The 17,319-nt window shown below is 69.9% G+C and carries 19 protein-coding genes; 17 read left to right on the top strand and 2 right to left on the bottom strand.

The features are described from left to right. Positions 1–171: 171 nt before the first annotated feature. Complete coding sequence (gene ffh, locus OKJ99_RS08960; protein WP_326015321.1) at positions 172–1,731, top strand: signal recognition particle protein; 1,560 nt, start codon at positions 172–174, stop codon at positions 1,729–1,731. Positions 1,732–1,901: 170 nt separating this feature from the next. Beyond that, complete coding sequence (ftsH, locus tag OKJ99_RS08955) at positions 1,902–3,845, top strand: ATP-dependent zinc metalloprotease FtsH (RefSeq protein ID WP_326015320.1); 1,944 nt, start codon at positions 1,902–1,904, stop codon at positions 3,843–3,845. A 63-nt stretch (positions 3,846–3,908) separates the two neighbouring features. On the opposite strand, the gene OKJ99_RS08950 is transcribed toward ftsH, so the two are convergent. Beyond that, positions 3,909–4,772: an SAM-dependent methyltransferase gene (locus OKJ99_RS08950; protein WP_326015319.1), complete on the bottom strand. Its 864-nt coding sequence runs from the start codon at positions 4,770–4,772 to the stop codon at positions 3,909–3,911. A gap of 276 nt (positions 4,773–5,048) precedes the next feature. Between OKJ99_RS08950 and proS the strand changes: the two genes are divergently transcribed. The 15 genes from proS (at position 5,049) to OKJ99_RS08875 (ending at position 16,660) form a co-directional block, all read left to right on the top strand. Then, the gene (gene proS / locus OKJ99_RS08945; RefSeq protein WP_326015318.1) at positions 5,049–6,464 is read left to right on the top strand and encodes a proline--tRNA ligase; all 1,416 of its coding nucleotides are present in this window, start codon (positions 5,049–5,051) and stop codon (positions 6,462–6,464) included. A gap of 194 nt (positions 6,465–6,658) precedes the next feature. Then, complete coding sequence (locus tag OKJ99_RS08940; protein ID WP_326015317.1) at positions 6,659–7,255, top strand: hypothetical protein; 597 nt, start codon at positions 6,659–6,661, stop codon at positions 7,253–7,255. Between the two features lie 195 nt (positions 7,256–7,450). Beyond that, positions 7,451–7,870, top strand: coding sequence for a 30S ribosomal protein S16 (gene rpsP / locus OKJ99_RS08935; protein WP_326015316.1), 420 nt, complete (start codon positions 7,451–7,453; stop codon positions 7,868–7,870). Between the two features lie 2 nt (positions 7,871–7,872). Further along, positions 7,873–8,112 (top strand): RNA-binding protein, encoded by a 240-nt coding sequence (locus tag OKJ99_RS08930; protein ID WP_033321114.1) that lies wholly within the window; start codon positions 7,873–7,875, stop codon positions 8,110–8,112. A gap of 98 nt (positions 8,113–8,210) precedes the next feature. Further along, entirely contained in the window at positions 8,211–8,789 is a 579-nt protein-coding gene (rimM, locus tag OKJ99_RS08925) for a ribosome maturation factor RimM (RefSeq protein ID WP_326015315.1), read from the top strand. Beyond that, positions 8,786–9,607: a tRNA (guanosine(37)-N1)-methyltransferase TrmD gene (gene trmD, locus OKJ99_RS08920; protein ID WP_326015314.1), complete on the top strand. Its 822-nt coding sequence runs from the start codon at positions 8,786–8,788 to the stop codon at positions 9,605–9,607. The genes rimM and trmD overlap by 4 nt, the downstream gene beginning before the upstream one ends. A gap of 132 nt (positions 9,608–9,739) precedes the next feature. Further along, positions 9,740–10,090, top strand: coding sequence for a 50S ribosomal protein L19 (gene rplS, locus OKJ99_RS08915; protein ID WP_326015313.1), 351 nt, complete (start codon positions 9,740–9,742; stop codon positions 10,088–10,090). Positions 10,091–10,168: 78 nt separating this feature from the next. Then, on the top strand, positions 10,169–10,873 hold the full coding sequence (gene lepB, locus OKJ99_RS08910; protein ID WP_326015312.1) for a signal peptidase I: 705 nt from the start codon (positions 10,169–10,171) through the stop codon (positions 10,871–10,873). After that, positions 10,866–11,978, top strand: a complete 1,113-nt coding sequence (lepB, locus tag OKJ99_RS08905; protein ID WP_326015311.1) for a signal peptidase I — start codon at positions 10,866–10,868, stop codon at positions 11,976–11,978. The genes lepB (OKJ99_RS08910) and lepB (OKJ99_RS08905) overlap by 8 nt, the downstream gene beginning before the upstream one ends. Next, positions 11,875–12,840: a signal peptidase I gene (gene lepB, locus OKJ99_RS08900; protein ID WP_407700664.1), complete on the top strand. Its 966-nt coding sequence runs from the start codon at positions 11,875–11,877 to the stop codon at positions 12,838–12,840. Before lepB (OKJ99_RS08905) ends, lepB (OKJ99_RS08900) begins: the two co-directional genes overlap by 104 nt. A 93-nt stretch (positions 12,841–12,933) precedes the next feature. Further along, positions 12,934–13,671: a signal peptidase I gene (gene lepB, locus OKJ99_RS08895; protein ID WP_326015309.1), complete on the top strand. Its 738-nt coding sequence runs from the start codon at positions 12,934–12,936 to the stop codon at positions 13,669–13,671. Then, positions 13,664–14,176 carry an NUDIX hydrolase gene (locus OKJ99_RS08890; protein WP_326015308.1) on the top strand — a complete coding sequence of 171 codons (513 nt, stop codon included), beginning with the start codon at positions 13,664–13,666 and terminating at the stop codon, positions 14,174–14,176. Before lepB (OKJ99_RS08895) ends, OKJ99_RS08890 begins: the two co-directional genes overlap by 8 nt. 55 nt (positions 14,177–14,231) lie before the next feature. Next, the gene (locus OKJ99_RS08885; protein ID WP_008737534.1) at positions 14,232–14,540 is read left to right on the top strand and encodes a DUF2469 domain-containing protein; all 309 of its coding nucleotides are present in this window, start codon (positions 14,232–14,234) and stop codon (positions 14,538–14,540) included. Between the two features lie 123 nt (positions 14,541–14,663). Further along, the gene (locus OKJ99_RS08880) at positions 14,664–15,041 is read left to right on the top strand and encodes a YraN family protein (protein WP_326015307.1); all 378 of its coding nucleotides are present in this window, start codon (positions 14,664–14,666) and stop codon (positions 15,039–15,041) included. Continuing rightward, the gene (locus tag OKJ99_RS08875; RefSeq protein WP_326015306.1) at positions 15,041–16,660 is read left to right on the top strand and encodes a YifB family Mg chelatase-like AAA ATPase; all 1,620 of its coding nucleotides are present in this window, start codon (positions 15,041–15,043) and stop codon (positions 16,658–16,660) included. The genes OKJ99_RS08880 and OKJ99_RS08875 overlap by 1 nt, the downstream gene beginning before the upstream one ends. Positions 16,661–16,839: 179 nt before the next feature. Here OKJ99_RS08875 and OKJ99_RS08870 read toward each other — a convergent pair whose 3' ends face one another. After that, positions 16,840–17,217 carry a hypothetical protein gene (locus OKJ99_RS08870; RefSeq protein WP_326015305.1) on the bottom strand — a complete coding sequence of 126 codons (378 nt, stop codon included), beginning with the start codon at positions 17,215–17,217 and terminating at the stop codon, positions 16,840–16,842. Positions 17,218–17,319 lie beyond the last annotated feature (102 nt).

The following is a 17,319-nucleotide window of genomic DNA, read 5'->3' as shown; positions in this document are numbered from 1 at the left end:
CGCCTACCCAGTCGGGCGCCACTGATGTGCACGGATTTACGGAACCGCTGGGGCCGTAATTATGGACCCGCGGGACGCATCGGGACCGGGCCACAGACCACGGCGCCGCGGGCGGATACCCTGGAGGGCGACCTGTCCCTATAGCCCCCGACCCGAGGATTCGCGACCGCCGTGTTCGACACTCTCTCCGATCGCCTCGCAGCGACATTCAAGAATCTCCGCGGCAAGGGGCGCCTCAGCGAGGCGGACATCGACGCCACGGCGCGCGAGATCCGGATCGCCCTCCTTGAAGCCGACGTGGCGCTGCCCGTCGTCCGCGCCTTCATCAAGCAGATCAAGGAGCGGGCGACCGGCGTCGAGGTCTCCCAGGCCCTGAACCCCGCCCAGCAGGTCATCAAGATCGTCAACGAGGAGCTCGTCGGCATCCTCGGTGGCGAGACCCGCCGGCTGCGCTTCGCCAAGACCGGCCCGACCGTGATCATGCTCGCGGGTCTGCAGGGTGCGGGTAAGACGACCCTCGCGGGCAAGCTGGGCCGCTGGCTCAAGTCCCAGGGCCACTCGCCGCTGCTCGTCGCCTGTGACCTCCAGCGCCCGAACGCCGTGAACCAGCTGAGCGTCGTCGCCGAGCGGGCGGGCGTGGACATCTACGCGCCGGAGCCCGGCAACGGCGTGGGCGACCCGGTCAAGGTGGCCAAGGACTCCATCGAGCACGCCAAGGCCAAGGTCTACGACGTCGTCATCGTCGACACCGCGGGCCGCCTCGGCATCGACCAGGAGCTGATGCAGCAGGCCGCGGACATCCGCGACGCCGTCAGCCCCGACGAGGTCCTCTTCGTCGTCGACGCCATGATCGGTCAGGACGCGGTCAACACGGCCGAGGCCTTCCGTGACGGCGTCGGCTTCGACGGCGTGGTGCTCTCCAAGCTCGACGGTGACGCCCGTGGTGGTGCCGCCCTGTCGATCGCGCACGTCACCGGCAAGCAGATCATGTTCGCCTCCAACGGCGAGAAGCTGGACGACTTCGACGCGTTCCACCCGGACCGCATGGCGTCCCGCATCCTCGGCATGGGCGACATGCTCACGCTGATCGAGAAGGCCGAGCAGACCTTCTCGCAGCAAGAGGCCGAGAAGATGGCCTCCAAGCTGGCCTCCAAGAAGGGCCAGGACTTCACGCTCGACGACTTCCTGGCGCAGATGGAGCAGGTCAGGAAGATGGGCTCCATGTCCAAGCTGCTCGGCATGCTGCCGGGCATGGGGCAGATGAAGGACCAGATCGCCAACCTCGACGAGCGCGACGTCGACCGCACGGCCGCCATCATCAAGTCGATGACCCCGGGCGAGCGCCAGGAACCGACGCTCATCAACGGCTCGCGCCGCGCCCGTATCGCCAAGGGCTCCGGCGTCGAGGTCAGCGCGGTCAAGAACCTCGTCGAGCGGTTCTTCGAGGCCCGCAAGATGATGTCCCGCATGGCCCAGGGCGGCGGCATGCCCGGGATGCCCGGCATGCCGGGCTCGGGTGGCGGCCCCGGCCGGCAGAAGAAGCAGCAGAAGAAGGCCAAGGGAAAGCAGCGCTCCGGCAATCCGATGAAGCGCCAGCAGCAGGAGCAGGAGGAGGCCGCCCGGCGTGCGGCCGCCGCCGAGCAGGGCGGTGCGCTCGGCCTGCCCGGCGCCGGCCAGCAGGACGCCAAGGACTTCGAGCTCCCCGACGAGTTCAAGAAGTTCATGGGCTGACACGTCAGCCGCTGCACGCGTAAGGGGCGTCCGCCATGGCGGACGCCCCTTACGCGTGCCTCCCGCATGTCCACGAGTGGCGGGCCCCTGGCAACTGTGCGGTCATGGGCGGAAGGCCTCGGGGCCGTGACCGCCCCGGAGGACGGCAGGCTGTAGGAGGAGAGGCAGGCGTGGCGAACCCGGTACCCCCGCGCGATCGGACGGATCAGCCCTGGCGTTCCGAGGGCGCGCCGCCCCCTCCGCCCCCGCCGGGGCCCAAGCGCAAGATGCCCGGCGGCTGGGGCGGCCTCATCCTGACGGCCCTGATCGTCTATCTCATCGCCAACCTGGTGCTGTCGTTCTTCAACGAGGGCGACGAGCCGACGGTCTCGTACACCGAGTTCAGCAAGCAGGTCGAGGCCGACAACGTCACCAAGATCTACTCCAAGGGCGACGCGATCCAGGGCGAGCTCAAGAAGGAGAAGCCCACCCCCAAGGACAGCGACAGCAAGCGCAAGAACTACACCAAGTTCACGACGCAGCGCCCGGCCTTCGCCGATGACGACCTCTGGGCCAACCTGGAGAAGCACGACGTCACGGTGACGGCCGAACCCGTCGTCCAGGAGCGCAGCTTCCTGTCCAACCTGCTCATCTCGCTCGCCCCGATGCTCCTCCTGGTCGTGCTGTGGGTGGTCATCGCGCGGCGCATGGGCCAGGGCATGGGCGGCGGCGCGGGCGGCATGCTCGGCCGCAAGCAGCCGCCCAAGCCGGTCGAACTCGAACCGGGCAAGAAGCGCACCACGTTCGAGGACGTCGCCGGCATCGACGAGGTCGAGGGCGAGCTCAACGACGTCGTCGACTTCCTCAAGAACCCCGACGACTACCGCACGATGGGCGCCAAGATGCCGCGCGGCGTGCTCCTCGCGGGCTCGCCCGGCACCGGCAAGACGCTGCTCGCCCGCGCGGTCGCGGGCGAGGCCGGGGTGCCGTTCTTCTCCGCCTCTGCCTCGGAGTTCATCGAGATGATCGTCGGCGTCGGCGCCTCACGCGTACGCGAGCTGTTCGCCGAGGCCCGCAAGGTCGCCCCGTCGATCATCTTCATCGACGAGATCGACACCATCGGCCGGGCCCGCGGCGGTGGCGGCGGCATGGGCGGCCACGACGAGCGCGAGCAGACCCTGAACCAGATCCTCACGGAGATGGACGGATTCACCGGCTCCGAGGGCGTCATCCTCATCGCCGCCACCAACCGCGCCGACGTCCTCGACCCGGCCCTGACCCGCCCCGGCCGCTTCGACCGGATCGTCAACGTGTCCCCGCCCGACCGCGGCGGCCGCGAGGCCATCCTCAAGATCCACACCCGCGACATCCCGCTCGCCCCCGACGTCGACCTTGGCCAGGTCGCCCGTACGACCCCGGGCATGACCGGCGCCGACCTCGCGAACCTGACCAACGAGGCCGCGCTGCTCGCCGTCAAGCGCAAGCAGAAGCAGGTCGGGCAGTCCGACCTCTCCGAAGCGCTCGAAAAGGTCCAGCTCGGCGCCGAGCGGCCGCTGGTGATGCCCGACGAGGAGCGCCGCCGCACCGCCTTCCACGAGAGCGGCCACGCCCTCCTCGGCATGCTGCAGCCCGGCGCCGACCCCGTCCGCAAGATCACGATCGTGCCGCGCGGCCGCGCCCTCGGTGTCACGCTCTCCACCCCGGACTCCGACAAGTACGCGTACACGGAGGAGTATCTGAGGGGCCGCATCATCGGCGCCCTCGGTGGCATGGCGGCCGAACACGTCGTCTACGGAGTCATCACCACCGGCGCCGAGAACGACCTGGAGCAGGTCACCAACATCGTCCGCGGCATGGTCGCCCGCTGGGGCATGAGCGAGAAGGTCGGCCGCCTGTCCGCCCTCCCGAACGACTCCCAGCAGGCGTACGGACTGGCCGCCGCCCCCGGAACCCTCGACACGATCGACGGCGAAATGCGCCGCATCGTGGACGAGTGCTACGAGGAGGCCTGCCAGAAGCTGGGCGACAACCGGGACAAGCTCGACGCGCTGGCCGAGGCGCTCATGGAGAACGAGACGCTGGAGGAGGCGGACGCGTACCGGATCGCCGGCGTCGCGCGCTTCACCAAGGACTGAACCGGCAGCCTGCCGCTCGGGCCCGCACGCCGCACGGCGTGCGGGCCCTCGGCTTGCGGCGTCTCACCGCGTGCGGGCTATCAAGTACCTGAAGACATTGGGCATCCACACGGTCCCGTCGGCGCGCACATGGGCCTGCAACGCTTCCGACACCTCCTTGTCGACCTGTGCCAGATCCGTCGCCTCCACCGCGGCGTCGAACAGGCCCGTCGACAGCAGCCCGCGCACCGCGCTCTCGGCGTCCGCGTACCCGAAGGGACACGCCACCCGGCCGGAACCGTCGGGCCGCAGCCCCGCCCGCTGAGCGACCTCCTCCAGGTCGTCACGTAGCGCCGGGCGCCAACTCCCCGTACTACGTAGTGGGTCGGTGAGTTTTGTGGCCACCCGCAGGACGGACGACGTGGCACAGCGCTCCGGAGGGCCCCAGCCGACCAGCACCACGGCGGCGCCCCGGCCCGCCAGCGGGGCCACGCTCTCCAGGCGCGCGGAAAGCCCCTCGGAGTCCCCGGCCACACACCCGATCGGCTGAAAGTCGGTGATCACGTTGTACGGGGCTCCGCCAGGGTCTGTCGCGGTGAGATCGGCGGCATCGGCCGTCGTGAGCCGGGCGTCCGCGGCCTCCCGCGGCTGGGCCGCGTCGGGCAGCAGCCGTTCCTCGGCCAGGGCGAGGAGCTCGGGATCCGATGGCTCGACGCCGGTCACGGCCGCGCCGCGCGACGCCGCCATCAGGAGCGCGAGCCCGGCGCCGCAGTCGAGCCCGAGGAGCCGGGTGCCAGGGCCGATCTCCAGTCGCTTGTACACCGCTTCGTAGAGCGGCACCAGCATCCGTTCTTGAATCTCCGCCCAGTCACGCGCGCGTGCGCACAAGTCCGTCCGCGGCGCGGGGGCCGTGTGAGGGAGGTGCCGCCGCACGAGCGTAGGTGTCATCGAAAGTGCCCCAATCCACCGAGAGATGCCGAGAGTTGTCGCCGTGTCGCCAGACCGTTCGCGTGGCGTCCGACCGTGTTCGCGCGCTGCTCGCACTCCCCCCGTATGCCAGAAAACTCCGCAACGTCCGCCGCGTCTAGGGGGTGCTTGGCAGGCGCGGCAACAATGCGCGTGTGCACCGTCGTGCGCCCCCGGGCGGTCATATGACGGACGCACGCCGGCATCCGGGCGAAAAGGATTCGAGTGCTCCACGGTCCGCGCCGTAGCATCCGCGCCATGGCCAAACCCCGCGTTCTCACACCCCGGACGGAAGACTTTCCGCGCTGGTACCAGGATCTGATCGCCAAGGCCGAGCTGGCCGACAACGGTCCGGTGCGCGGCACCATGGTCATCCGACCGTACGGCTACGGCCTGTGGGAGCGGATGCAGCGGGAGATGGACGACCGGATCAAGGAGACGGGCGCGCAGAACGCGTACTTCCCGCTCCTGATCCCGCAGTCGTACCTCACCAGGGAGGCCGACCACGTCGAGGGCTTCGCGCCCGAGCTGGCCGTGGTCACGCACGGCGGCGGCAAGGAGCTGGAGGAGCCCGCCGTCGTCCGCCCCACCTCCGAGATGGTCGTCAACGCCTCCTTCGCCAAGTGGGTGCAGAGCTACCGGGACCTGCCGCTGCTCATCAACCAGTGGGCGAACGTGGTCCGCTGGGAGCTCAGGCCCCGCCTCTTCCTCCGTACGACGGAATTCCTCTGGCAGGAGGGACACACGGCGCACGCGACCTACGAAGAGGCGCGCGACTTCGCGGCGCGCATCCACCGACACGTCTACGCGGACTTCATGGAGAACGTCCTCGCGATGGACGTCCTCCTGGGACGCAAGACGCGCAAGGAACGCTTCGCCGGGGCCATCAACACCCTCACCCTCGAAGGGATGATGGGCGACGGCAAGGCCCTCCAGATGGGCACGAGCCACGAGCTCGGCCAGAACTTCGCCAAGGCCTTCAACACCCGCTACCTGTCCAAGGGCGGCACGGAAGAGCTGGTCTGGCAGACCTCCTGGGGCTCGACGACCCGCATGATCGGCGCGCTGGTGATGATGCACGGCGACGACAACGGGCTGCGCGTTCCGCCCCGCCTCGCCGCCACCCAGGTGGTCGTGCTCGCCGTCAAGGACGACGAGGCGGTGCTCCACAAGGTGCGCGAAATCGGCGACGTACTTAAGAAGGCGGGAATCCGTGTCCACGTGGACGACCGCACCGACACCCCCTTCGGGCGCCGCGCCGTCGACTGGGAGCTGAAGGGCGTGCCCGTACGCGTCGAGGTCGGGCCCCGCGACCTGGAGAACGGCACCGGGATGCTCGCCCGGCGCATCCCCGGCGGCAAGACCCCGGTCGCCCTGGAGGCGCTCGTCAAGGTGCTGCCCAAGATCCTGGACGAGGACCAGGCGCTGCTGCTCGCGCAGTCACGGGAACGCCGGCAGCTGCGGACGACCGATGTGGCCACGGTCGCCGAGGCCCTGGAGGCGACCTCCACGGGCGGCTGGGCGCGCATCCCGTGGGCCACTCTCGGGGAGGCGGGCGAGGACGAGCTCGCCGGGCACGGCGTCTCCGTACGGTGCCTGCTCACACCCGAAGGGGCGGTGCCGGACGCGGACGACGCGGCCGGTAACGTCGCGGTCGTGGCACGCGCGTACTAGGGCCAGCCCTGGAGGCCGCCTGCCGAGGGCGTACATGCCACTACGCACCACCTTGTTGTGAGCTGTGCGCCTTCTCCGTACATCTGCGCACCCGCCCTCCTCGGGACGCATCAGTGGGAACTGACTGGTACGTGCAAATTATTTGGGATGCCCCGGAATAGGAACACGGAGGCACCCCGGCTCGTTGTCACGACGTGAGCACGACACCACCTGTTCTCGCCGCAGAACTGGCAGGGGCGTGGGCCGACATTCAGCGGCACCACTCCGAGCTGCCGGATCTTGCCGCGCCCGAATCCCTGATCGGCGAGTCGTCGTCCGCCTGTGGACGCGAGCTCTCCTTCGAGCGACTCCTTCACGAGGCAGTCCACGGCATCGCAGCCGCGCGCGGAATCCGCGACACATCGCGCGCCGGCCGCTATCACAACCGCAGATTCCTGGCCATCGCCGAGGAGTTGGGCCTCGACCATCCCGAGGAGCCGCACCCCAGCAGTGGCTTCTCACTGGTCACGCTCAACCCGGAGGCGAAGCAGCGTTACCGGCAGACGATCGAGCGGATCCAGCGCGCCCTGAAGGCGCACACCGTGGCGACCGCCGCGGACACCAAGCGAAGCTTCCGCGGCCCCGCCGCGCGGCACGGCTCCTCCGGGGGCGGTGTCCGCGTCAAGGCGGTCTGCGACTGCGGGCGCAACGTCCGTGTGGTGCCGTCGGTGCTCGCACAGGCCCCGATCATGTGCGGCGGATGCGGAAAGCCGTTCCGCATCCCGGAGATCGTCGGCGTCGCCGCGGGCTGAGCCCTCCTGGCCGGGTGGCCGAGGGGGGATTCGGCTGCCCGGGAGACGTTGTGGCACAATGGCTAGCTGTACTCGACAGTCGCATAGGACCCCTCTCTCCTCCGGCTGACGCGTCCGTCGGGCACTCGGGTACCGCAACCCCACGCGGCAATCTCGCCGTGCCCACCCACGTCAAGACCAGGAGACACCACTCCCGTGGCAGTCAAGATCAAGCTGAAGCGTCTGGGCAAGATCCGCGCGCCTCACTACCGCATCATCGTCGCCGACTCCCGTACCCGCCGTGATGGCCGGGCCATCGAGGAGATCGGCCTGTACCACCCGGTGCAGAACCCGTCGCGCATCGAGGTCGACTCGGAGCGCGCGCAGTACTGGCTGGGTGTCGGCGCGCAGCCGACCGAGCCGGTCATGGCCATCCTGAAGCTCACCGGTGACTGGCAGAAGCACAAGGGTCTGCCCGCCCCCGCGCCGCTGAAGGTCGCCGAGCCGAAGGCCGCCCGCCCCTCCTTCGAGGCGCTGGCCACCGAGGACGGGCCCAAGGGTGAGGCCATCACTCAGAAGAAGAAGGCTGAGAAGAAGGACGAGGCCGAGGCCGCGTCCGAGTCGACCGAGGCCTGAGCATGCTCGAGGAGGCTCTTGAGCACCTCGTGAAGGGCATCGTCGACAACCCCGACGACGTGCAGGTCGCTTCGCGCGACCTGCGCCGGGGGCGCGTCCTCGAGGTCCGGGTCCACCCCGACGACCTCGGCAAGGTGATCGGCCGTAACGGCCGCACCGCTCGCGCTCTGCGTACTGTCGTGGGTGCCATCGGCGGCCGTGGTGTCCGCGTCGACCTCGTCGACGTCGACCAGGTTCGCTGAGAACAGTTGAACACCGGCTCGGGCCGGGGAGGGCTTACGAGCCGTCCCCGGCCTTAGTCGTATGAGCCCTCTGGTGGGCTGACAGGAGAGTTTCCGACGTGCAGTTGGTAGTCGGGCGCATCGGTCGCGCCCACGGCATCAAGGGTGAGGTCACCGTCGAGGTGCGCACCGACGAGCCCGAGCTGCGGCTCGGCCCCGGCGCGCGACTTGCCACCGACCCGGCCTCCACAGGGCCGCTCACCATCGAGACCGGCCGGGTGCACAGCGGCCGGCTGATGCTGCGCTTCGAGGGTGTACGGGACCGGACCGGGGCCGAGGCGCTGCGCAACACCCTCCTGATCGCCGAGGTGGACCCCGAGGAACTGCCCGAGGAAGAGGACGAGTTCTACGACCACCAGCTCATGGACCTCGACGTCGTCATGGCCGACGGCACCGAGGTCGGCCGGATCACGGAGATCTCGCACCTGCCCTCGCAGGACCTGTTCATCGTGGAGCGGCCCGACGGCAGCGAGGTCATGATCCCGTTCGTCGAGGAGATCGTCACCGAGATCGACCTCGAGGAGCAGAAGGCCGTCATCGACCCGCCGCCCGGCCTGATCGACGACCGCGCCGAGATCGCGTCGTCGCGCGACGAGGAAGAGGGCGAAGCGCGCGAAGAGGGGGACGGGTCCGCATGAGGCTCGACGTCGTCACGATCTTCCCCGAGTACCTGGAGCCGCTGAACGTCTCCCTCGTCGGCAAGGCACGTGCGCGTGGTCAACTCGACGTCCATGCGCACGACTTGAGGCAGTGGACCCACGACCGGCACAACACGGTCGACGACACCCCCTACGGCGGCGGCCCCGGCATGGTCATGAAGACCGAGCCGTGGGGCGACTGCCTCGACGACGTGCTCGCCGAAGGGTACGAGGGCGGCGCCCAGGGGCCCGTCCTGGTCGTCCCCACGCCCTCCGGGCGCCCCTTCACCCAGGAACTCGCCGTGGAGCTCTCCGAGCGCCCCTGGCTGGTCTTCGCGCCCGCGCGCTACGAGGGCATCGACCGTCGTGTCATCGACGAGTACGCGACGCGTATGCCGGTCTACGAGGTCTCCATCGGCGACTACGTCCTCGCGGGCGGAGAGGCCGCCGTGCTCGTGATCACGGAGGCCGTGGCGCGCCTGCTGCCCGGAGTCCTCGGCAACGCCGCGTCGCACGAGGACGACTCCTTCGCGCCCGGCGCCATGGCCGACCTCCTGGAGGGGCCCGTCTACACCAAGCCTCCGGAGTGGCGCGGCCGGGACATCCCCGACGTGCTGCTCAGCGGCCATCACGGCAAGATCGCGCGGTGGCGCCGCGACGAGGCGTTGCGCCGCACCACGCACAACCGGCCCGATCTCATCGAGCGCACCGACCCCAAGGCCTTCGACAAGAAGGACCGCGAAATGCTCTCGATCCTGGGCTGGGGGCCGCGTCCCGACGGGCGATTTGGGCCGACGCCCGAGATCGTGGAAGAATAGGCCGCTGCTGTACGTCCAGCCTGCGCCCCTGCCACAGGGGGAACGACGCAAGGCCCGACGCGAACAGCTACCGAAACTCATCATTTACCTCCCGTCGATGACCTGTGGCATCGGCGAAGAAAGCAGACGATCATGGCAAACCTGCTCGATTCCCTTGACTCCGCGTCGCTGCGCGACGACGTCCCGGCCTTCCGCCCGGGTGACACCGTCAACGTCCACGTCCGCGTCATCGAGGGCAACCGCTCCCGTGTGCAGCAGTTCAAGGGCGTAGTCATCCGCCGCCAGGGCGCCGGCGTCCGCGAGACCTTCACGGTCCGCAAGGTCTCCTTCTCCGTCGGCGTCGAGCGCACCTTCCCGGTGCACACGCCGATCGTCGAGAAGATCGAGCTCGTCACCAAGGGTGACGTCCGCCGCGCCAAGCTGTACTACCTCCGTGACCTGCGCGGCAAGGCCGCGAAGATCAAGGAGAAGCGCGAGCGCTGAGCCGCTCGGCGCCCCTCGAGGGCGCCGGCGTATCTCGCCTGCGGCGTCCACAGGGCAGCCGGATAGCATCTGGCCTCGATGGACACCGAAGCACAGCATGAGGAGCGCGACCGCTCCTCCGAGCCCCATGAGAACACCTCACAGGGCGAGGAGGACCGGTCGCGCTTTTCGTTGCTCTCCGGGGTGGCCGACTGGCTGCCGGGCGGCCGCATCACCCTGACCCTGCTGCTGTGCCTGGCGTGCCTGCTGGCCTTCAGCGTCTTTGTGATGCAGCCGTTCCAGATCCCGAGCGGCTCCATGGAGAGCACATTGAGGGTCGGGGACCGCGTTCTCGTAAATAAGTTGGCGTACCGTTTCGGTGCCGAGCCGACCCGTGGCGACGTGGTCGTCTTCGACGGCAGCGGGTACTTCGGGGACGGCGACTACATCAAGCGCGTCGTGGGCACGGGGGGAGACCGGGTGGTCTGCTGCGACAGCAAGGGGAGGATCGAGGTGAACGGGAAGTCCGTTGACGAGCGCTCCGTGCTGCACGCCGCGGACGCGCCTTCGGAGGTGCCGTTCGACATCGTGGTTCCCGAAGACACCCTCTTCCTGCTTGGTGACCATCGCAGCGACTCCCGTGACTCCCGCGACTACTTGGGCGCACCCGGCGGCGGGTTCGTCCCCGTGGACCAGGTGATCGGCAAGGCCAAGTGGATCGCGTGGCCGACCGGACACTGGCACTCCTTGTCCCGTGCGGACGTCTACGCGCGTGTGCCCGCACCCGGCGGCGCCCATGGGTAGGCGGGGCAAAACGCGCAGCCACCGCGGCGACGAGCGGCTGCCCACCGGCAGTCGGCCCACCAGCGGCCCCGAGCAGCAGGGGAGGGCCGAGCGGCGCAGGCTCGCGCGCAAGGTGAAGCGCCGTCGAAGGCGCTCCGTGCTCAAGGAGATACCCCTCCTCATAGGCGTGGCCCTGGCCATCGCCCTCGTTCTGAAGACGTTCCTGGTGCAGGCCTTCGTCATCCCGTCGGGCTCCATGGAACAGACGATCAGGATCGGCGACCGGGTCCTGGTCGACAAGCTCACTCCCTGGTTCGGCGCGCAGGTGCAGCGCGGTGACGTCGTCGTCTTCAACGACCCGGGGAAGTGGCTCGAGCAGGAGGCCGGTCAGAAGAAGGAAGCCCCGGTCGGCGTGAAGCAGGTCAAGGAAGGCCTGACCTGGATCGGGCTGCTGCCGTCCGACAACGAACGCGACCTCATCAAGCGCGTCGTCGGCGTCGGCGGCGACACCGTGAAGTGCTGCGACACCCAGGGCCGTGTCACGGTCAACGGGACACCGCTCGAAGAGCGTGCGTACATCCATCCCGGCAACGCTCCCTCGAAGTTCGACTTCTCGGTGAAGGTGCCCAAGGGGCGCCTGTTCGTGATGGGGGACCATCGCGCCAACTCCGCGGATTCCCGCTATCACCTCACCGAGGCCTTCAACGGGACCGTGTCCGAGGAGTCCGTCGTCGGGCGGGCCCGGTTCATCGGGTGGCCGATCGGTCACTGGACCTCTCTGTCGGAGCCGCCGACCTTCGCCGCCGTGGCCGACGCGCAAGGGGGCGGGGCGACCGCTGCCTCGGAAACGTCGCATAGGGTGGCCTCCACGTACGGTGCCGGACCGGGCTCGAACGCTTCGGATTCGGACGGATTTATCCCCCTCCCGACCCCTGCGGAACTCCCGCTCGTTATGGGAGTGGTGGGCCTGCATCGGATACGGGTCAGGCAGCGGCACGGAGTGAGGAGTGGATGTGGGGGACTTGGCGGTCGGCGCACGGTCAGGGCATGGTCCCGAAGAGGAGCCCGGGCGATCCGACGACGCGGCGGGTCCGGGTCCCGCGGGCCGGGTGCCCGAGGCGGGTGACGCCTCGGCGGCCGATCCCAGGAGCGAGGCGGAGTCGAGCGGCGGGTCCAAGGGCGGACCCAAGAAGCAGCGTTCCTTCTGGAAGGAACTGCCGCTCCTCATCGGCATCGCGCTCATCCTCGCGCTCGTGATCAAGACGTTCCTGGTCCAGGCGTTCTCGATCCCTTCGGCGTCGATGGAGAACACGCTGAAGATCGGCGACCGGGTCCTGGTCGACAAGCTCACCCCGTGGTTCGGTTCGGAGCCGGAGCGCGGCGAGGTCATCGTCTTCCACGACCCGGCGAGCTGGCTGGAGGGCGAGCCGACGCCGGAGCCGAACGCCGTGCAGACGGTGCTCAGTTGGGTCGGTCTGATGCCGTCCGCCAACGAGAAGGACCTCATCAAGCGCACCGTCGGCGTCGGTGGCGACACCGTCGAGTGCAACGGCACGGGCCCGCTCAAGGTCAACGGCAAGGCGCTGAACGAGCCCTACGTCTACCCGGGCAACACCCCGTGCAGCGACGACAACGCCGGTGGAACGTTCAAGGTGAAGGTTCCCGAGGGCAAAGTTTGGGTCATGGGTGACCACCGCCAGGACTCCATGGACTCGCGCTACCACCAGAACGACAAGAACGGCGGCTTCGTCCCCGTGGACAACGTCGTGGGCCGCGCCATCGTCGTAGCCTGGCCGCCCACGCACTGGTCGACGCTGCCGGTGCCGGACACCTTCGACCAGTCGGGTCTGGGCGCCGTGGCGAACGTGGCTCCGGGCGCGCTCGGACTCGCGGGAGCGGCACCGCTGGTGCTGTGGCGCAGGCGCAAGATCAATCAGCGTGTTACCGAGGGCAACACCAGGGTTTCTGCGGCTGGTGGCGCCCGGTAGGGTGCCGTCCCAGATCGCCGATCTTCCGTGGTCCGCACCGTTCCGGGGCTGGTTCGACGAGATCGACTTCTCCGAACCGCGGGAGCAACTGGGATGAGCAGGACGCGTCGTACGAATGAGGGTCACGGCAAGGTCGGCAGCGCGCTGTCCGGCATAGCCGTGGCCCTCGGCTGTGTGTTGTTCCTCGGCGGGTTCGTCTGGGGCGCGATCCTGTACCAGCCCTACACCGTGCCCACCGACTCCATGGACCCGACGATCAAGGCGGGTGACCGGGTGCTCGCGGAGCGGATCGACGGCAGCGAGGTCAAGCGCGGTGACGTCGTCGTCTTCCAGGAGGCGTCCTGGGGAAACGTTCCGATGGTCAAGCGCGTGGTCGGTGTCGGCGGTGACAAGATCGCCTGCTGCACGGAGCAGAAGCTGACCGTGAATGGCAAGCAGATCGACGAGCCGTACCTTCCGAAGGGCGAGAGCGCCTCGCTCACCGGCATCAGGACCACGACCGTCCCGCAGGGCCGGCTCTTCCTGCTCGGTGACCACCGCGCCGACTCCCTGGACTCCAGCGCGCACATCGGCGACAGCGAGAACGGCTCGGTGGAGCGCGGCGCCGTGCAGGGCCGGGTGGACGCCCTGGCGTGGCCCATGGCCGGGATGCAGAAGCCCACCGGGTTCGAGGCACTGGCGGGCGGCATCTCGCAGCCGGGGCCGGTGAAGGCGGTGCTCGCGGCCATCGTGGCGGGCGCGGTGCTGGTGCTCGGCGGAGCGGCGTACGGGCCGATCGCGAAGCGCTCGGGGCGCTCGCGCGGCGCGTCCCCGGAGCCCGCCCGTGTCTGACCCCGGCCGCGAACTGCGCAAGGTCGCCCGCGTCGTGCTGCTCGACCCGGAGGAGCGGATCCTGCTCCTGCACGGGCACGAGCCGGGCGACACGGCGGACGACTGGTGGTTCACGCCGGGCGGCGGCCTGGAGGGCGATGAGACGCGTGAAGAGGCCGCCCTGCGGGAACTGGCAGAGGAGACCGGTATTACCGACGTCGAACTGGGGCCTGTGCTGTGGCAGCGGATCTGCTCCTTCCCCTTCGACGGTCGGCGCTGGGATCAGGACGAGTGGTACTTCCTGGCCCGTACGAGGACGGCCTCGGCGGAGCTCGGGGAGCTCAAGGGGATGGGCCTGACCGACCTGGAGCGCCGCAGTGTCGCGGGAGCACGCTGGTGGACGTGCCGGGAACTGTCCGAGGCGCATGAGACGGTGTATCCGACCAGACTCGCCGGGCTGCTGAAGCGGCTGCTCGACGAAGGTCCCCCGAGCCGGCCCGAGGTCCTCGACACGGAAATCGTCTAGAGGCGTACGAGGCTGGCGCACAATAGGGGGACGCACGGCTGAAGGGGAACATGCCATGAGCGCCGAGGACCTCGAGAAGTACGAGACCGAGATGGAGCTGAAGCTCTACCGGGAGTACCGCGACGTCGTCGGTCTGTTCAAATACGTGATCGAGACCGAGCGGCGCTTCTACCTCACCAATGACTACGAGATGCAGGTGCACTCGGTCCAGGGTGAGGTGTTTTTCGAGGTGTCGATGGCGGATGCCTGGGTCTGGGACATGTACAGGCCCGCTCGATTCGTGAAGCAGGTCCGGGTACTCACGTTCAAGGACGTGAATATCGAGGAGCTGAACAAGACCGATCTGGAGCTTCCCGGCAGTTGACGGGTGAGCGGTGGCGGGTGACGGGTGGCGGGTGACGGGGTTTTCCACAACCCGTAAGTAGTTCACCAAGATCCACTTCTTTCCTGCCCGGGCCTCAGCGTGGGTACCGGAGGTGGTGCCGACATGAACGCACGGGGAGCACTGGGGAAGTACGGCGAGGATCTGGCCGCGAGGCGGCTGACCGAGGCCGGGATGACGGTGCTCGCGCGCAATTGGCGCGCGGGCAGGTCCGGCGAGATCGACATCGTGGCGCGGGACGGCGACGCGGTCGTCGTGTGCGAGGTCAAGACCCGCAGCGGACCGAGCGGCGAGGCCGGGGCTTTCGAGCACCCGATGGCCGCGATCACGCCGGTCAAGGCGGCGCGGTTGCGCGATCTCGCCGAGCGCTGGGTGCAGGAGCACGGGGGAGCGCCGCCCGGCGGCGTCCGCATCGATCTCATCGGCGTGCTGCTGCCGGAGCGCGGAGCGCCCCGCGTCGAGCATGTGCGAGGGGCGTTCTGATGGGCTTCGCGCGTACGTGTTCCGTGGCCCTCGTGGGAGTCGAGGGCGTCGTCGTCGAGGTGCAGGCGGATCTGGAGCCGGGCATCGCCGCGTTCACGCTGGTGGGGCTGCCGGACAAGAGCCTGGTGGAGAGCCGCGACCGGGTCAGGGCGGCGGTGGTCAACTCCGGGGGCGAGTGGCCGCAGAAGAAGCTCACGGTGGGGCTGAGCCCGGCGTCCGTGCCCAAGGGCGGCTCGGGTTTCGATTTGGCCGTCGCCTGCGCCGTGCTCGGCGCCGCGGAGCGGATCGATCCGAAGATCCTCGCCGACATCGTGATGATCGGGGAGCTGGGCTTGGACGGGCGGGTGCGGCCGGTGCGCGGCGTGCTCCCGGCCGTGCTCGCGGCGGCCGACGCCGGTTACGAGCAGGTGGTGGTCCCCGAGGGCACGGCGGGGGAGGCGGCCCTCGTGCCGGGGGTATCGGTCCTCGGTGTGCGCAGCCTGCGTCAGCTCATCGCCGTGCTCACGGACGAGCCGGTGCCGCAGGAGGAGGCGGACGAGTCGGGGCGGCCCGATCCGCTGCTCGCCGGCCTGAGCATGCCCGGCAGCGGTGTGGGCACGGGCCTCGGCGGCTCCGCGCACGACGGGCAAGGACTCGATCTCGCGGAGGTCGTCGGGCAGTTGTCCGCCCGCACGGCGATCGAGGTCGCGGCGGCAGGCGGACACCACGTGATGCTGTCGGGGCCGCCGGGTGCGGGCAAGACGATGCTGGCCGAGCGGCTGCCCGCCATCCTGCCGCCCCTCACCCGTGAGGAGGCCCTGGAGGTCACGGCGATCCACTCGGTCGCGGGAATGCTGCCGCCGGGCAAGTCGATGATCGACACCGCGCCGTACTGCGCCCCGCACCACTCGGCGACCATGCAGTCCCTCGTTGGGGGCGGCCCGGGGGTGGCCCGGCCGGGCGCGGTGTCGCTGTCGCACCGGGGCGTCCTGTTTCTCGACGAGGCCCCCGAGTTCAGCGGGCAGGCGCTCGAAGCGCTGCGACAGCCATTGGAAGCGGGACATGTGACGATCGCGCGCAGCGCCGGGGTGGTGCGGCTGCCGGCGCGGTTCCTGATGGCGCTTGCCGCGAACCCCTGCCCCTGTGGGCAGTACCGGGCGCTGGGCGGCGAGTGCGACTGCCCGCCGGCCACGGTCCGCCGCTACCAGGCCAGGCTCTCGGGGCCGCTGCTGGACCGGGTCGACCTCCGCGTGGAGGTCGACGCCGTCACACGCAAAGAGCTGGCGGGGTACGGACAGCGGGGCGAGAGCACCAAGGTCGTCGCGGACCGGGTGCGGGAGGCCAGGGAGCGGGCGGCGGCCCGGTTCGCGGACACCCGATGGCGGACCAACAGCGAGGTCCCGGGCCACGCCTTGCGCACCCGCTGGCCCGCCGCGCCCGGCGCCCTCGACGAGGCGGAGCTCGACCTGGAGCGCGGCTTCCTCACGGCGCGCGGTCTCGACCGGGTGCTGAGGGTGGCCTGGACCGTGGCCGACCTCGCCGGCCGGGACCGCCCGTTCGCCCAGGACGTGGCACTCGCCCTGCAACTGCGGACCGGGATCTCGCGTGGGGTGCCGATGACGATCGGGGCGGGTTCGTGACAGGGGGCGGGGGCGGGGCCGAGGGCTCGGAGGCCGAGGCTGAGCGTGCGGGTTTGGAGATCGGGGACGTGGCCTGGGCCGGGGGCCAGAGCTCGGAGGCCGAGGCCGGGTGTGCGGGTCTGGAGGTCGGGGCCGGGGCCTGGGGCGAGAGCTCGGAGACCGGGGCCGAGTGTGCGGGCTTAGGGGACGGGGCTGAGGCCGGGTGTGCGGGCTTGGAGGTTGGGGCCGGGGATGGAGCCGAGGGCGAGGGCGAGGAGGAGGGCTGGGAGGCTGAGGCCAGGTGTGCGGCCTTGGAGGCCGGGGCCTGGGCCGGGGACGGGGCTAGGGGCGAGAGCTCGGAGGCCGAGGCCGAGTGTGGGGGCTCGGGGGCCGGGGCCGAGTATGCGGGCATAGGGGGCGGGGCTGAGGCCGAGCGTGCGGGCTTGGAGGTCGGGGACGAGGCTGAGCGTGCGGGCTTGGAGGCCGGGGACGGGGCCGAGCGTGCGGGCTTGGAGGTCGGGGCCGAGGCCAGGTGTGCGGGCTTGGAGGTCGGTGAGGTCGGAACCGGGGACGAGCATGGGGGCTTGGAAGCCGGACGGCTCGCGCCGGGCATGGGCGTGGGCTTGGGGCAGGGCGGGGCCGGTCGGCTCGTGTGGGGTGTGGAGCCGGGGCGGGAGGTG

Source organism: Streptomyces endophyticus (genome assembly GCF_035798155.1).
Taxonomy (GTDB): Bacteria; Actinomycetota; Actinomycetes; order Streptomycetales; family Streptomycetaceae; genus Streptomyces; species Streptomyces endophyticus.
This window is presented reverse-complemented; position numbering and strand designations above follow the sequence as displayed.

Excerpts from the sequence above, each read along its gene's own strand:
- lepB (WP_326015312.1), top strand. The coding sequence starts at position 10,169 with ATGGACACCGAAGCACAGCATGAGGAGCGCGACCGCTCCTCCGAGCCC.
- OKJ99_RS08930 (WP_033321114.1), top strand. The coding sequence starts at position 7,873 with ATGCTCGAGGAGGCTCTTGAGCACCTCGTGAAGGGCATCGTCGACAAC.
- proS (WP_326015318.1), top strand. The coding sequence starts at position 5,049 with ATGGCCAAACCCCGCGTTCTCACACCCCGGACGGAAGACTTTCCGCGC.
- rplS (WP_326015313.1), top strand. The coding sequence starts at position 9,740 with ATGGCAAACCTGCTCGATTCCCTTGACTCCGCGTCGCTGCGCGACGAC.
- OKJ99_RS08880 (WP_326015307.1), top strand. The coding sequence starts at position 14,664 with ATGAACGCACGGGGAGCACTGGGGAAGTACGGCGAGGATCTGGCCGCG.
- lepB (WP_326015311.1), top strand. The coding sequence starts at position 10,866 with ATGGGTAGGCGGGGCAAAACGCGCAGCCACCGCGGCGACGAGCGGCTG.
- OKJ99_RS08885 (WP_008737534.1), top strand. The coding sequence starts at position 14,232 with ATGAGCGCCGAGGACCTCGAGAAGTACGAGACCGAGATGGAGCTGAAG.
- trmD (WP_326015314.1), top strand. The coding sequence starts at position 8,786 with ATGAGGCTCGACGTCGTCACGATCTTCCCCGAGTACCTGGAGCCGCTG.
- OKJ99_RS08870 (WP_326015305.1), bottom strand. The coding sequence starts at position 17,217 with ATGCTCGTCCCCGGTTCCGACCTCACCGACCTCCAAGCCCGCACACCT.
- lepB (WP_326015309.1), top strand. The coding sequence starts at position 12,934 with ATGAGCAGGACGCGTCGTACGAATGAGGGTCACGGCAAGGTCGGCAGC.
- OKJ99_RS08950 (WP_326015319.1), bottom strand. The coding sequence starts at position 4,772 with ATGACACCTACGCTCGTGCGGCGGCACCTCCCTCACACGGCCCCCGCG.
- OKJ99_RS08875 (WP_326015306.1), top strand. The coding sequence starts at position 15,041 with ATGGGCTTCGCGCGTACGTGTTCCGTGGCCCTCGTGGGAGTCGAGGGC.